The organism is Rhizobium sp. rho-13.1, from assembly GCF_007000305.1.
In the GTDB taxonomy this organism is placed as follows: Bacteria; Pseudomonadota; Alphaproteobacteria; order Rhizobiales; family Rhizobiaceae; genus Rhizobium; species Rhizobium rhododendri.
Genome location: NZ_SCFL01000010.1, coordinates 64,936 through 79,880, shown reverse-complemented (window position 1 = coordinate 79,880; position 14,945 = coordinate 64,936). Strand labels below are relative to the sequence as shown.

10 protein-coding genes are annotated in these 14,945 nt (G+C 62.9%); 2 read left to right on the top strand and 8 right to left on the bottom strand.

Annotated features, from left to right (window positions below; translation table 11 throughout):
- Positions 1 to 71: 71 nt before the first annotated feature.
- From EQW76_RS20370 to fdhA, 7 genes are all read right to left on the bottom strand, one after another.
- Positions 72 to 734, bottom strand: a complete 663-nt coding sequence (locus tag EQW76_RS20370) for a DUF2161 family putative PD-(D/E)XK-type phosphodiesterase (RefSeq protein WP_143123131.1) — start codon at positions 732 to 734, stop codon at positions 72 to 74.
- 97 nt (positions 735 to 831) lie between these two features.
- Positions 832 to 2,460 carry a Na+/H+ antiporter gene (locus EQW76_RS20365; protein ID WP_143123130.1) on the bottom strand — a complete coding sequence of 543 codons (1,629 nt, stop codon included), beginning with the start codon at positions 2,458 to 2,460 and terminating at the stop codon, positions 832 to 834.
- Positions 2,461 to 2,591: 131 nt separating this feature from the next.
- Positions 2,592 to 4,565 carry a heavy metal translocating P-type ATPase gene (locus EQW76_RS20360; RefSeq protein ID WP_143123129.1) on the bottom strand — a complete coding sequence of 658 codons (1,974 nt, stop codon included), beginning with the start codon at positions 4,563 to 4,565 and terminating at the stop codon, positions 2,592 to 2,594.
- The gene (locus EQW76_RS20355; protein ID WP_143123128.1) at positions 4,562 to 5,602 is read right to left on the bottom strand and encodes an SPFH domain-containing protein; all 1,041 of its coding nucleotides are present in this window, start codon (positions 5,600 to 5,602) and stop codon (positions 4,562 to 4,564) included. Before EQW76_RS20355 ends, EQW76_RS20360 begins: the two co-directional genes overlap by 4 nt.
- 1 nt (position 5,603) lies before the next feature.
- Positions 5,604 to 6,629, bottom strand: a complete 1,026-nt coding sequence (locus tag EQW76_RS20350; RefSeq protein ID WP_143123127.1) for an SPFH domain-containing protein — start codon at positions 6,627 to 6,629, stop codon at positions 5,604 to 5,606.
- Positions 6,626 to 8,644, bottom strand: coding sequence for a protease modulator HflK (locus EQW76_RS20345; protein WP_143123126.1), 2,019 nt, complete (start codon positions 8,642 to 8,644; stop codon positions 6,626 to 6,628). Before EQW76_RS20345 ends, EQW76_RS20350 begins: the two co-directional genes overlap by 4 nt.
- Before the next feature lie 249 nt (positions 8,645 to 8,893).
- Positions 8,894 to 10,078, bottom strand: coding sequence for a formaldehyde dehydrogenase, glutathione-independent (gene fdhA, locus EQW76_RS20340; protein WP_142830947.1), 1,185 nt, complete (start codon positions 10,076 to 10,078; stop codon positions 8,894 to 8,896).
- A 282-nt stretch (positions 10,079 to 10,360) separates the two neighbouring features.
- Here fdhA and EQW76_RS20335 point away from each other — a divergent pair, with 282 nt between their 5' ends.
- Together EQW76_RS20335 and EQW76_RS20330 are read left to right on the top strand one after the other, a co-directional pair.
- Entirely contained in the window at positions 10,361 to 11,542 is a 1,182-nt protein-coding gene (locus tag EQW76_RS20335; RefSeq protein WP_143123125.1) for an acetate/propionate family kinase, read from the top strand.
- Between the two features lie 128 nt (positions 11,543 to 11,670).
- Entirely contained in the window at positions 11,671 to 14,043 is a 2,373-nt protein-coding gene (locus EQW76_RS20330; RefSeq protein ID WP_143123124.1) for a phosphoketolase family protein, read from the top strand.
- Positions 14,044 to 14,080: 37 nt separating this feature from the next.
- Here EQW76_RS20330 and EQW76_RS20325 read toward each other — a convergent pair whose 3' ends face one another.
- A complete protein-coding gene (locus EQW76_RS20325; protein WP_143123123.1) occupies positions 14,081 to 14,812 on the bottom strand; it encodes a response regulator in 732 nt (243 codons plus the stop codon).
- Positions 14,813 to 14,945 lie beyond the last annotated feature (133 nt).

Below are 14,945 nucleotides of genomic sequence, written 5' to 3'. Positions count from 1 at the left end.
TACGGGCATGGACGCTGATAGCAGACCGGTCGCCGAAAGGGCAATCACTTTGGCGGATGCATTGTCCAGAACTAATCGACGACCGTGACTTGCGGCCATTGTTTCAGCGCCTGCCTGCCGCCCTCGGTCAGGGCGTAGACGCCTTTTTCCACCCGTTCGAACCAGCCGTAGACGTTGCGCAGCAGGATCGTTCCTGCCTGCGGTGCTACCAGTTTCATATCCTTCGGGCGAAGAGGCCCGGCCTCGAGCGCTGCAGCGATGGCAAGCGCCTGCTGGCGGTAGGCGGTCATGACGGGAATTTTGGTCGAGCCGCCGAGCATGGGATCGCCGCGCCGCCGCTGGTGCTCCCGGACGAGCCGCGAGCGCCGCTTGGAATTGGTTCGAGGCATCGGCGTTACCGACTGGACGATGACGCTGACCACGCCTGCATCCGAGACGCCCAGCATGCCGAAGCCCAGTCGCCGGCAGAGATCGCGATAGCGACTGTCGGATTCGCGACCTTTGCCCCTGGCCGAAATACGGGCCGCAATCCACACCTCGTCGCAGACGGACGCCCGGTCGACTGCTTGCAGGACGAGTTCGAGGTTGAACGTCAGCTTCAGTTCGCAGATGACGACGATGCCGGGGTCGTCGTCGCTGAGCCCCACCATATCGCAGCCGCCGATCTCGCCCTTGACCCGGTAACCGGCACTTTCCAGAAAGGCCTTCACGGGAAGATAAAGCGTTTTTTCCAAGCTGGGTCCGACCTAGGTGATTCTGTCTCTCTTCTTTTGCAATGCCGTGGCCGGCTTCGCAATGCCTGCAGCGCCGATGCCGCCTTGCGAGGTGCTGCTAGCTGAGATAGCGCGCTTCGAGCAGATCCAACTCCTGGACCAGTTTCCGGCCAGTCGCGCTGCCGAGCTCGCGGGCGCGGACCTTGCGGAAAATCTCGCTGCGTTCGGCCCGGACTGCCGCCAGCCGCAACTGCATTTCGATCTTGGCGATCTCGCGCGACGTCGAGCCCTCATCTTCGGCACCCGTATGGATTTCTAGCCGCCGCCGATAGAATTCGGTGACCCGCGCTGCGGCCTCGACATAGAGGTCGGTGTCGTCCTTGCCCTTGGCAAGCTTGTGCTGGACCTCCTCGACTTCCTTCATGGCGACCTGCGCCGCAGCGATCCGGGCTGCGTCCTCATCCTCTTCCCGCTTGGTTTCCTTCGGTAGCTCCAGGTTGCGCAGTAGTGGCGGTAGGAACACGGTGGCGGCGATCAGCGAAAAGACGATGACCCCCATGGCGAGGAATATCGCAAGGTCGCGTCCCGGAAAAATCGATCCGTCGTTCATGGTCAAGGGCAGGGTCAGCACGCCGGCCAGCGTCAGTGCGCCTCGCACGCCGGCGACAGAAAAGGCCGCGACAATGCGCGAACTCGTCGAATCGTGTCGCCGCTTGTCCCGAAGCAGCGTCAGTTGCAGCGACACCCAGACCCAGACGAAACGCAGGCTGGCAAGACTGACCGTCAGCGCGAGGACATAGGCCAGCAGCCACCACGGGTTTTCGTGGCCGGTCAGCTTTACCGTCTGGTCGGCGCGCGACAGGATGCCCGGCAGTTGCTCGCCGAGAAGGACGAAGATGGTGCCGTTCAAGGCAAAGGCGATCATGTCCCAAACGGCACTGCGGCGAACGCGGGTGATGGCCATGGCCCGGCCCGAATTCTCCGCGATGCTCATCGTTACCCCGGCAGAGACAGCCGCGAGGATCCCGGAGCACTTCAGATGCTCCGCCAGCAGATAGGCGGCAAACGGCATAAGCAGGCTCACCAGGATCTGCGAGCCGCTCTCCTCGCCGTAGCGCTGCGAAAGGCGCGTACTGACCGCGTTGATCGTCCAGGTGACCGCGATGCCGATCACCAGCCCGCCAATCGCTACCCAGAGAAAATTCAACGTTGCGTCATAGAGCGAAAACGTGCCGGTCAGGGCGGCAGCGATGGCAAAGCGCAGGCAGACGAGGCCGGATGCGTCGTTGAGAAGCGATTCGCCCTCGAGGATATGCATCATCCGCGGCGGGATCTTCACGCGCTTGGCAATGGCCGATACGGCAATCGGGTCGGTCGGAGAAACAACGGCTGCGAGCGCGAAGCAGACGGCCAGTGGCATGGCAGGTATCAGCCAGTGGACAAAAAGTCCGACGCCAAGAACCGCAAAGACGACCAGCCCGAGCGCCAGTTCAAGAACGATGTTCCGGTCCCGTATCAATTCCTCGCGCGGAATGCGCCATCCGTCGAGAAACAGCAGCGGCGGCAGGAACAGCAGAAAGAAGATATCCGGTTCCAGCGTGACGCTGAGATTTGCCGACAGGCCGATCGCTGCGCCAAGCACGATCTGGATAAGCGGCAAAGGCAGTGTTATCGGGATAACCCGCGACACCAGGCCGCTGACGACGATGGCCAGCAACAAAACGAGGGCTGTGGTGATGACGTCCAAGAGATGCTCGTCCTTCGGTTCTGCACAGTTCACGTCGGGACGAACAAAAACAACGAATGTAACTGCATTGCAATTCGCCTGCGCTGAAATTCTGCAACTAATTCATCAGCACCGTGCCGCTGGCCGCGAGATCAGGCTGCCTCTATGGCCGCCAGCGGCTCGTCGTACCGCATCAGCCGGGCGGCGTTGCCGAGCACCAGCAGGGTGCTGACATTGTGCAGGATGGCCGCCACCAGGGCGCCCTCCGTGCCAAGAAGGCCGAGGGCTGCAAGGATGACGATGGTGACGGTCCAGCCAAGGCCGATGACGACATTGGTCTGCAAGGTCTGGCGGCAAAGGCGGCTGAGGCGGACAGACGTGCCGAGCCTGCGCAGATCACTGCCGATCAGGATGATATCCGCCGAGGCAAGCGCGATGTCCGATCCGCCGACCCCCATCGCCACGCCAACGACGCCAGCCTTCAGTGCAAGCGAATCGTTGATGCCATCGCCGACGACCATCGGCCGGAAACCGCTGCTGATTTCGCGCGACACCCGCATTAGCTTGTCTTCCGGCAGTGCCTGCGCCGCAACATCGGTGATGCCGACTTCGGCTGCCAGGGTGTCTGCCACCGACCGAAGGTCGCCTGTCAGCAGCAATTGCCGGGCTAGGCCAAGGTCACGCAGATCGGCCATCGCCACGGAGGCCTCCGGCTTAATGCTGTCCGACAGCAGCAGCCAGCAGGCAAAGCGTCCATCGAGCGACAGGCCGGCTATCGGGCCGTCGTGATCGGGCGGCGAGGGTGCCGCGACCGAAAGTCGGGTAAACAATTCCGCCCGGCCGAGTGCCGCTTCACCGCCTTCGGTCATCGCTACGACACCAAGCCCCTGGACCTCGCGCAGGCCGGTCAGCGGTAGGTAGCTCGCCTGCGGCACGAGCGAGGCGAGGGCGCGACTGACAGGGTGGCTGCTGGCAGCGCCGAGCGAGGCGGCAAGAGCCAGCAGGGCCGGTCGTTCCGCGTCGCTAACGGCATTCATCTGCTGCAGACGCAGTTGCCCGTAGGTCAGTGTTCCCGTCTTGTCGATTACCACCGATGTCAGTTCGGCCAGTTCCTCGAGGAAGGCGGAGCCGCGAATGAGGATGCCGTGCCTTGCCGCCACCGCAATGCCGGCAACGGCCGTGGCCGGAGCGGACAGAACGAGGGCGCAAGGGCAGGCAGCAACCAGCACGGCAAGCATGATCTGGTCGTCATAGGTGAGGAACCAGGCAAGGGCAGCAATCATCAGCACAAGTGAAAGATACTGGTAGGCATAGCGCTCGAGCAGCCTTGTGATTGGCGGCTTGGCATTTTCGGCGCGTTGCATCAGGGCGATGACCTTGCCGAGGGTCGACTGCTCGCCGGTGCGCGTCACCTCGATGCGCAGCAATCCATCGAGATTGATTGCGCCGCCGAAAATGTCCATGCCGAGACTGACTTCGACAGGCACCGCTTCGCCGGTGATCGGCGCGGTGTCGAGACTGGCCTGGCCCTCGACGACGCGGCCATCCGCCGGAACGCGGTCGCCGGCCCTGACTTCCACGATGTCGCCGGGCTTCAGCGACGCATTGTCGATCTCCTCGATGTTGCCATCGGAAGTTACCCGGCGGGCGAGGCTGCGGGTCAGCTGCGCCAGGGCGTCCATCGCCTCCTTCGATCCGATGACACTTCGCTCCTCCAGCACATGGCCGAAGATCATGATGATCGGCAGCAATGCTGCGGTCAGAAGGTCGCCCGTGGCCCAGGCGGCGAGCATCGCCAGCGCGATCAGCTGGTCTGTGATGCCGTGCAGGCTCGGATGGCGCAGGCTGTGCCACGCCGAACGGATGACAGGCACGGAGACAATGATCGATGCCGCCGCAAACAACAGCTGGCCGATGCCGGCCTCGTCGGGCAGGAGCCAGCGCCAGCCGAGGCCGAGCACCAGCAGCCCGACGGCCACCATGGCCAGCAGCAGCTGGAAACCGGCGCTCTTCTTTTCGTTCGCTGTCAGCAGGCCGGTGCCGAAGACATGGCTGTGCGCGTGCGAATGCCCGTGGCCGTGATGGGACCCGTGACCATGATGGGAATGTCCGGATGCCTCGCTCATTTTTCTACCCCCTGCAGAATGAGCCGGGCATCGTCGCGCGGATCGATGGTGACGACGGAGCCCGCCTGCGACAGGATGGTTGCGATCCTTGCGCGGTAGAGGCGCTGCAGCAGGCCTGGGTCGCTGTTGCTGCCTTGCGTGGTCGCAAGACCGGTGATCGTGGCTGTGTCGGTGCGGGCCTTGCCGACGCGCTCGGTTGCCCGCGCCTGGGCCAGCTTGACGACGAGATCGGCGGCCTGCGCAGCCGCCTGGTTCTGCTTTGCAGCATCGTTACGGGCGGCAGCGATGGCCTGCTCCGCCTGCTGGCTGGCGGTCAGTACGCCGTCGAAGGCTGCAACGGCTGAAGCTGGCAATGACGACTGGACGTCTGCTCGTTCAACCTCGATGCCAAGCCCGAGGCCCTGCGTTGCCAGCGCGCGAAGGCCGTCGTTGATGCCGATGACCAAGTCGGCCCGCAGCCGTTCGCGCCTCTCGGCAACCCCGCTGTCGGCGGCGACGAGCTCGGGCCTCGCCACCAGGATGCTGTCGAGATCGCGGGAGGCGCAGACCATCACCGCGCTGCGTGTCGCAAGCCGGTCCAGCGCCGGTATCACATGAGCGCCCTGCAGGACGTAGGCCACGGGATCGGTGACGCGATAGAAAACACGGACGTCGAGATGAACGGCGCTGCCATCGGCGGTCAGCAGATAGCCCGATCCGGCCTCCGCATCGCTCTGGAGACCTGTATTGGAAGTCACGAGGTCGGCTGTCGGTGACCTCAGCAGACCTTCGACCTTGCGCTCAATCACCTGAGCAGCATCGGGTACCAGCAAAACCCGCTCGAAAGGCTGTGGCCAGGCGAGCGTCAGGCCAGCGTTCTGGACGCGGTTCAAGGCGCCGAAACGCATCACGACAGCGCGGCTCTGGGGCGGGATCTGGCGGATATTCGACGTCGCCCAGGAGATCGCGGCCACCAGCATGATGCCGAACATCGCCATGAAGGCGAGCCGCACGGCCTGTATATGCGGCGCCGCTTTGCTTTGTCGCATGCCGGACATGTCACTTCTTCCCGGGGTCTGGCGAAGTCGGCGGCGGGGCTGGCGGAGCCGAGAGCGGCGGTCCGTCTATCAGGGCCCGGAACGGCGCAGCATCGGTGCGCAGGATCAGCCGCGTGTTGGCGTTGACGATCGTTGCCAGCGTATCCAGTGATCGGAGCATCTCGTAGAGTTCGGGCGCGGTCTTGTAGGCCGCCCCGTAAATCTCGGCAGCCTCGACACGGGACCTGGCTTCGATACCGGCTGCCTTGACCGATGCGTCGGCCTGCAGCACCCGCGCGTCCCGTTCGGCTGCAGAGCGGATTTCCGCCGCCTGTCGCTTGCCAACCGCAGCCCGCTCTGTCGCAATCGTTTCACGCTCGGCGCGCATCCGGTCGACGGTCGCATCCAGCGTCACCGATGGCAGCGTCAGGCGCTCGATACCGACCTCGACAACGCGGACGCCATAAGTATCAAGCAATGATTGGGCAATCTGGTCCTTCAGCCGCGATTCCAGAGCCGAAATCTGTAGCTTTGAAGGATCCGGGTTTATCAGCGCCGAGAGGTCGTAGTTGGCAGCCACGGTTTCGAGCGAGGAACCGAGAAACGTGCGGATCTGGGCTGCAGCCTGGTCGGGCTGGTTTTCCACCGAGCGCACGAAGCGCTTTACGTCTTCCGCATCCGGCGGGACCTGCCAGATCGCGTAGACCTCGGCAATCACACGCAACCCGTCCCTGGTGCCGACATCCTGCAGCCCGCTCGACGTGGACTTGGCGCGCAGGTCGACATCGATCGTCGTTTCGAAGGGCAGAGGATAGCGCAACGCCAAACCCGGCTCGATCAGGACGCGGGTCGGATTTCCGAAGCGCGTGATGATCGTGGCTGCGCCGGAGCGAACCTGGACGACGCAGGCCGCAGCGACGACGATCAGCGCCAGTCCGACGGCGAGCACGACCCGATACCACCGGAAGGGCATCGCCTCGCTGCCGTGCTCATGATGGTCGTGGTGATGATTGTGATCGTGATCTTCGTGCTGATGCACATGGGTCATGGCTCGACCTCGTCGTTTCCTGCGGGGGCGCTGGCCTTGGGGGCTGCGTCCGGGTCAATCGGCATCGTCATGCTTCTGAGATCGATGGTCGGCGCCATCGCTCCGCCGATGCGATGGTCGAGGATGAGCGCCTTGGCCTGGCCCAGCCCCGCTGTCAGCTGGGTGAAATAGGCCTCGTCGAGGAAGACCCGGCCAACGTTGCGGTAAGCGGTCTGCTCGGCCTCGAACCGCAGCCTGGCGACGTCTGCGGCAGCAACGCTTTCACGCGCCGTGGCTGTTGCCTTGTCGCGCCCGAGGCTGACGATGCGCTGCGCCTCATTGGCCGAGTGGGCGGCAAAACCGCGCTCGCGGGCGACCAGCGCCTGTGCGGTGATCTCGGCGGCCTGGACGGCGTGGTAGGCATTTGCGGCGCCTGCCGGCGGGTGAATGGCTTCGACCACCACCGCCAGCACTTCTATGCCGCTCTGAAGACGATCGAGGTCAGTCCGGATGGCAGCGGCAATTTCGTCCGCCATCTCCAGCCGGCCTGAGCCCAGCACATCGTCGAGGGTCCGGACGGCGAAATCATGCACCAGCACGCGACTGGCCGTCGCCTCCATCAGCGCCGGGATATCGGCCGTGTGATAGGTGGCGTCGAGGGCTGCCCGGTCGGACAGACCGATGCGGTAGACGAAGCGCACGTCCATATTGACGATCTGGAAGCTCTGCTTGCCCTCGGACCGGCTGGCGATAATCTGCGACTTCTCGCTGACATGGGTTCCATCCCACAGCCTGTTGGCACCGCTCGGTGCGGGTCCCTCGGCATCGGGCGCCGATAAATCGCTGCCGTCGCTGACGAAGGAGGTTGCGATTTCGTGGACAATGCCGTTTTCGACAGAGACGGTCCGTCCGAAGGGCCAGGGTAGCCCGACATGCAGGCCGGAATGGATGACCGCGATGGGTCTTCCGAAACGCTCGTAGATGCCGCGCCCGCTCATCGGCACCGCAGTGACGCCGCTGAGAAGCCAGCCGACGACAGCAATGGCCAGCGCGACGGCGGGGAAAGTCCTGCCGATGAAGGTCAATGCCCAGATCTGCCGCAGATCGATGCCATGCCGGCTGCGCAATTCCGCCTGCAACGCTGTCAGCGGGCGTGGCGGCCAGCGCAAGATGCCGGCAAATAGGCTCTCGGCAAGCAATTGCGGCGGCCGTTCATCGCTCTGCGGGCCGAACATCGCAACGACGGCGCGCACGAGAAACTCCAGTCCCACCAGTATCGACAGGCAGGCAAGCAGGGCCGGCACCTTGACGGCCCAGAGATAGCCGGAGCCCACCAGCAGCAGGGAAAATGCCGAAAGCGACAGTGTGACGATCGGCAGCCGCGCGAGGAGCATCAGCGATTGGGCTTCGGGCCATTCGTCGGCATCGGCGGCGGCAAAGCCGCGCTCGACCACCAGCAGTCCGAAGGCGAGAACCAGGCAGAGGCCGCTGATCGTGTAGGCCATGGGGCCGAGGAAAAACGGCTGGGCGACCCAGGAAAGAGTGTCGAAGGCAACGAGCATCGAAAGAATAGCAAGGGCTGCAAGCGATGCTGCGCGTGCACCGAGGCGGTGTATGGAGGAGGCGGCGAGCATGGCGATCTTGCCGCTGAGACGCTCGATACGATCCTGCGACGGGCCGTCGCCGGGCTCTGTCGTCTTCCATGGTCGTAGTAGCAGGCCGCGCAGATGCTGCGACCACGCCGGTGCTGCCAGGCTCGAAAGCCCGGCCTTTCGCCGACGCCAATCGGCCACCTCGATGGCGGATCGCAGCCCGGTCGCAAACAGCATCAGGGCTGCGGCGTTACAGCCAAAGAAGGTCGGCCAGATCGATGCGGGGGCAAATGCGCCGGTTGCCCAACTGGCAATGAGCAAGACGGCCGCAGCGAGCCATACCCGCCCGCCATGCGTCGAGAGGGCACGGGCCTGGATTGCAGCGCGCTGATATCGCGGGGATGTGTCCGGATCGCTGTCCGGGTTGCCGAAGGACTTGTTCATCTGCACTGTTCGAGCACGACGCCGCGTGTATCTGAATACATTAGACCGGCAGGATGACCCGATCGGCGGCCAGATTATTAGGCGCCTTCCGACCCCGATGCTAGACCCTGTCGCGTGCAGCGCTTCAATTTCGCGGCAGTAAGGTGGGTGCGAAGCCACATTCCCCCATGGCGGGTGCAAAGGATAAACAGTTCGCCCGACAAACGGGACATGCGCGCGATTTTTGCCCGCATGTCCCTCACATGCCGATCAGGCGGCAAGCATGCCGTGGGGATCGAGCACGAATTTCTGTGCCGCCCCCTGATCGAAACTCTCGTAGCCCTGCGCTGCTTCTTCCAGCGAAATGATCTTTGCGTTGACGATATCGGCGATGGGCAGTCGGTCGTGCAGGATCGCCTGCATCAGCTGCCTGTTATACTTGATGACGGGTGTCTGGCCTGTGTGGAAGGACTGCGCCTTCGCCCAGCCCAGTCCGAACCGCATCGACAGGTTGCCGAGCTTGGCGGCGCTATCGACGGCGCCGGGGTCTTCCGTGACGTAAAGCCCGGGGATGCCGATGGAGCCTGCAGCGCGGGTGATTTCCATCATCTGGTTAAGGACGATGGCCGGCTGTTCGCCACCGGCATGCCCGCGCGCTTCGAAACCGACGGCGTCGATCGCGCTGTCGACCTCGTTGCTGCCGGTCACCTCGGCGATCATGTCGCCCAGCCTGTCGCTGGCCGACAGATCGATCGGCTCGAAGCCGACCTTGGCGGCATGCGCCAGCCTCTCCTTGTTGAAATCGCCGATCATCACGACGGCGGCGCCGAGAATACGCGCAGAGGCTGCGGCTGCGAGGCCAACCGGTCCGGCGCCGGCGACATAGACGGTCGAGCCGACCCCGACGCCCGCCTTGACGGCACCGTGAAATCCGGTCGGCAGAATGTCGGATAACATGGTGAGATCGCGGATCTTGGCCATGGCCTTGTCACGGTCCGGAAATTTCAGAAGGTTGAAGTCGGCATAGGGGATCGTCACGTAACGGGCCTGCCCGCCGATCCAGCCTCCCATGTCGACATAGCCGTAAGCGCCGCCGGCGCGCGCCGGATTGACGGTCAGGCAGACGCCGGTGTCCTGGGCCTTGCAGCACCGGCAGCGACCGCAGGCGACATTGAACGGTACCGAGACGATGTCGCCGATCTCGAGCATTTCGACATCGATGCCCTTCTCGATGATCTCGCCGGTGATTTCATGGCCGAGAACCAGGCCAGGCAGGGCGGTCGTGCGACCGCGTACCATATGCTGGTCGGAGCCGCAGATATTGGTCGAGATGACTTTCAGGATGACGCCGTGCTCGATCCGCCGACCGTTCGGGGCCTCGAGTTTGGGATCGTCGATATCCCGGACCTCGACCTTGCCGGGGTTCAGATAGACCACGCCTCTGTTCTTGCTCATGATGATCTCCTCCATTGTTTGCCTGATCGACTCCTCTCGATGCAGGCAAGTGATCGTAGCGCGATTTTCGTCCGTTGGGTTGCCAATGTTCGAGGTCGCGTGGACATTATTCCATCGAACAGCGCTCCACGGGTCACCGGCCTGCGACGTCGGGTGTCTCGCACAGGGCAAGGCGCGCAATTTTCCGATATACCGATATGCGCGATCTCTCACCGCGCAGGCCTTTCATCTGCTACCGTCACGACAGCATCGGCCTTGGGTCGACAATGGAGCATGTCGAACATGGCGTCACCCAGTATTCTCCTCACGTTCAACGCGGGCTCGTCGTCCGTCAAGATCGGCATTTTCGAGATCGAAGACGCAACCGCCAGGATGATCGGCAAGGCCGTCATCGACCTCAGGGCAAAACCGCTGGTGTTCCAGGTCAGCCAGGGTCCCGAGCCCTTCGAGGCCGAAATGGAAAGCACGGTGACGGCCGATCTGCACGAAGTCATCGACGAAGCTTTTAAAATCCTGGCCGGCCATTTCGAGATGGATGCCATGGTTGCCGCCGGCCACCGCGTCGTGCATGGCGGAGACAGGTTCGTCGAAGCCGTCAAGCTCGACGACAGCGTCATCGATGCCATCGAGGCATTGACCCCGCTGGCACCGCTGCACCAGCCGGAGGCACTGCGCTTCATCCGCGCTGTCCGGCATCTGCGCCCAGACCTGGCGCAATCGGCCTCGTTCGACACGGCCTTCCACGGGACGCAGGACGAGCTTGTGCGACGCCTCGCCATTCCGCGCGCGCTGCATGACGAGGGCATCAAGCGTTACGGGTTCCACGGTCTCTCCTACAAATTCGTGGCCGCGGAACTTTCCCGTCGGGCCGAAAAGTCGGTCGGCAAAACCGTGATCGCCCATCTCGGCAGTGGCGCGAGCCTCTGCGCGCTGGAAGATGGGGTCAGCCGAGATTGCAGCATGGGCTTTTCCACCCTCGACGGCATACCCATGGCAACCCGGCCCGGATGGCTGGACGCTGGAGTCGTGCTGCATCTGATCGGCCAGAAGAAGATGGCCTATGCCGAGGTTGAGGATCTGCTTTATCATCGATCCGGCCTGCTCGGTGTGTCTGGCACCAGTGCCGATACGCGGGCGCTGCTGGCGGACGACCGGCCGCAGGCAGCCGAGGCCATCGATCTCTTTGCGCTGAGGATCGCCGGCGAGATCGGCAGGATGGCCTCGACGCTCGGCGGTGTCGATACGCTGGTGTTCACGGCCGGCATCGGCGAGCATCAAGCGGCCATCCGGGAAAAAATCGTCACGCGTCTTGCCTGGCTCGGAGCGCAGATCGATGCGTCGGCCAATGCCGAGAACGTCTTCGTCATAAGCAAAGCCGAAAGCCGGATCGCAATCCATGTCGTCGCCACCAACGAGGAGCAGGTGATCGCCGACGAAGCCCTGTCGATTATCGGCCGAATTTGATCCATGTCAGATTATTGACGTCCGGTTGCGTTAGTATCGCGGACGAAGCCTAGCCGTGTGGGCCCGGCAGTTGCACCGCTTCGGTCGACATTATCAGGCCATGTGTACAATCGACATGAGGGATCACGATGGACGGGAACACAAAGTCGGTAGCAATGCCGCTCAGTGCCGAAGAACTTCACTGCATGGATGCCTGGTGGCGGGCGGCGAACTACCTCAACATCGGTCAGATCTACCTGTCCGCAAATCCCCTGCTGCGCGAAGAGCTGACCGTAGACCATATCAAGCCGCGGCTGCTCGGCCACTGGGGAACGTCGCCCGGCCTCAACCTGATCTATGTCCACCTCAATCGGCTGATCAAGAAATACGATCTGGACACGATCTATATGGCAGGCCCCGGCCATGGGGGCCCTGCCTTGATCGCCAACGTCTGGCTGGAAGGCAGCTATACGGAGTTCTATCCTGACATTACCCGCGACGAAGCAGGCATGCTGCGGCTCTTCCGGCAGTTCTCGACGCCCGGGGGCGTTCCGAGCCATGTCAGCGTCCCGACGCCCGGCTCGATCCACGAGGGCGGTGAACTCGGCTATGTGCTGGTGCACGCTTTTGGCGCCGTCATGGACAATCCGGACCTGCTGGTCGTCGCCGTCGTCGGCGATGGCGAAGCCGAGACCGGGCCGCTTGCGGGCAGCTGGAAGAGCATCGATTTCATCAATCCCACCCGTGACGGCGCGGTGCTGCCGATCCTGCATCTCAACGGCTACAAGATTTCCGGCCCGACGGTCTGGGCCAGGCACAGCGACGAGGACCTGACCAAATTCTTCGAGGGCCAGGGTTACAAGCCCTATTTCGTCGAGGGCGATGTGCCCGAAAAAGTCCACCAGGCATTTGCGTCGGTGCTCGAAACTGCAGTGCTGGAGATCCGCGAGATCCAGTCGAAGGCACGCAGCGGTGCCTCGCATGGGCGACCGCAATGGCCGGTGATCGTCTTGCGGACGCCAAAAGGCTGGACGGGACCGAAGGTTGTCGACGGCCTGCAGATCGAAGGCACGTTCCGCGCCCATCAGGTGCCCGTTTCGGACGTCCTGACCAAGCCGGAGCATCTTCAAATCCTCGATGATTGGCTTCGCAGCTACAAGCCGGAGGAGCTTTTCGATGACGCGGGATGCTTCCGCGCGGAATTTGCCGATCTTGCACCTGCCGGCAATCGCCGCATGGGCTCCAACCCCAACGCCAATGGCGGCCTGCTGACGGTGCCGTTGAAACTACGGGATTTCGAGAACTATCAGTTCAAGTTCGAGGAGCGTGCCCGCCAACGCATCGGCTCTACCAGCGTTCTCGGCAACTATCTGCGCGATATCTACGAGGACAACCCGCATAATTTCCGGCTGTTCTGCCCCGACGAGACCAATTCGAACCGGCTCGGCGCCATCTTCGACGTTTCCGACCGATGCCTGGTCAGCGAGATCCTGCCCGGTGACGATCACGTGTCGCATGATGGGCGGGTGATGGAAGTACTCAGCGAGCACTGCTGCCACGGCTGGCTGGAGGGCTACACGCTGACCGGCCGTCACGGCCTGTTTGCGACTTACGAGGCCTTCGCCATGATCGTCGATTCCATGTCGATGCAGCACGGCAAGTGGCTCGAACACGCAAAGCGGGTGCCATGGCGCGCCGACGTTCCGTCGCTCAATTACTTGCTGACCTCCACCTGCTGGCGCAACGATCATAACGGTTTCAGCCATCAGGGGCCCGGCTTCATCGATACCGTCATCCACCGCAAGCCGACCGTAGCGCGCGTCTATCTGCCGGCCGATGCCAATTGCCTGCTGTCGGTTGCCGATCATTGCCTCAGAAGCGTCAACTACCTGAACCTGATCGTCATCGACAAGCAGCCGCAGTTGCAATGGCTGACGATAGACGAAGCCAAGGTCCATTGTGCCAAGGGCGCCAGCGTCTGGGACATGTACAGCAACCAGCCGGACGAACCGGATGTCGTGCTGGCCTGCGCCGGCGACATCCCGACGCAGGAGACGATAGCCGCTGCCTGGATGCTCCGGAAGCACGCGCCCGGCCTCAAGGTGCGTGTTGTCAACGTGGTCGACCTGATGCGGCTGTCACCGGCTGACCGCCATCCCCATGGCATGACGGATGCCGATTTCACCGACATCTTCACGCAGACGGCGCCGGTCATTTTCACCTTCCACGGCTACCCCGGCGTCATCCACGATCTGCTGCATGGACGTGACGCCCATGATCGCTTCCACGTTCGCGGTTATCTCGAGGAGGGAACGACGACGACGCCATTCGACATGGTGGTTCTGAACAGGATCAGCAGGCTGCATCTCTGCCTGGATGTCCTGCGCTATGTGCCGGGCGCGCTGATCGAGCATGGAGAAATTGCGACCCTCTGCACCGAGATGCTAAAAGAGCACGATCGCTATATCCGCGCGCACTTCGACGACCTGCCCGAGATCAAGGATTGGGTCTGGTCGGACTAGCAGTCATCAAGATAATGGCAGCGAATGACCGTCGCCCTCATTCGCTGCTGTCGTCGCGGCCGCTGAACACGTAGCCGATGCCCCGCACCGACTTGATAATTTCCGGCTTTTTCGGATCGCGCTCGATCTTCTTGCGCAGACGGGCGATTTGGGCGTCGATCGTCCGGTCGAAGGCTTCGAGATTGCGGCCCCGGGTCATGTCCATGAGGGCCTGTCGCGTCAGGACCCGTCGGGGGCTTCTCGCCAGAACCGCGAGCATGTCGAACTCACCCGTCGTCAACTCGATGTTAGCATGGTCGCTCGAGGACAGGACGCGCCGGTCGATGTCCAGTGTAAAGCCGTCGAAACGGATCAGCTCCCTCACCTCTACCGGGGCTGCCGGCATTGCACGACGGCGGCGCAGGATCGTCCGGACGCGGGCAAGGACTTCCCGCAGGTGAAAGGGTTTTGCGATGTAATCGTCGGCACCGATCTCCAGTCCGACGATCCGGTCGATGACATCGTCCCGGCCGGTCAGCATGATGATCGGAATGTCGGAGCCGGCCCGGATATCCCGCGCCAGCGTCAGTCCATCGTCGCCGGGCAGCACGAGGTCGAGAAGTATGGCGTCGAATGCCATCGTCGTCATGGCCCGCTTCATCGATTTGCCGTCATGGGCAACGGTGACCCCGTAGCCTTCTTCCTCGAAATACCGCTGCAGCATCTGGCAAATTCGTGGGTCGTCATCGACGACAAGGATATGAATTTTCGAAATCAAATCACCAGGCATGGCGTCGCCGATCGTAAACGCGGGGCGGCTGTTACAGTCCGTTACAATTTGGCACTGTTTATCACAGCGGCATCGTTCCTACGTAACGGGCGACGGGTCAATTGCTCTGGTGAAATGAACAGAGGTTTGACCC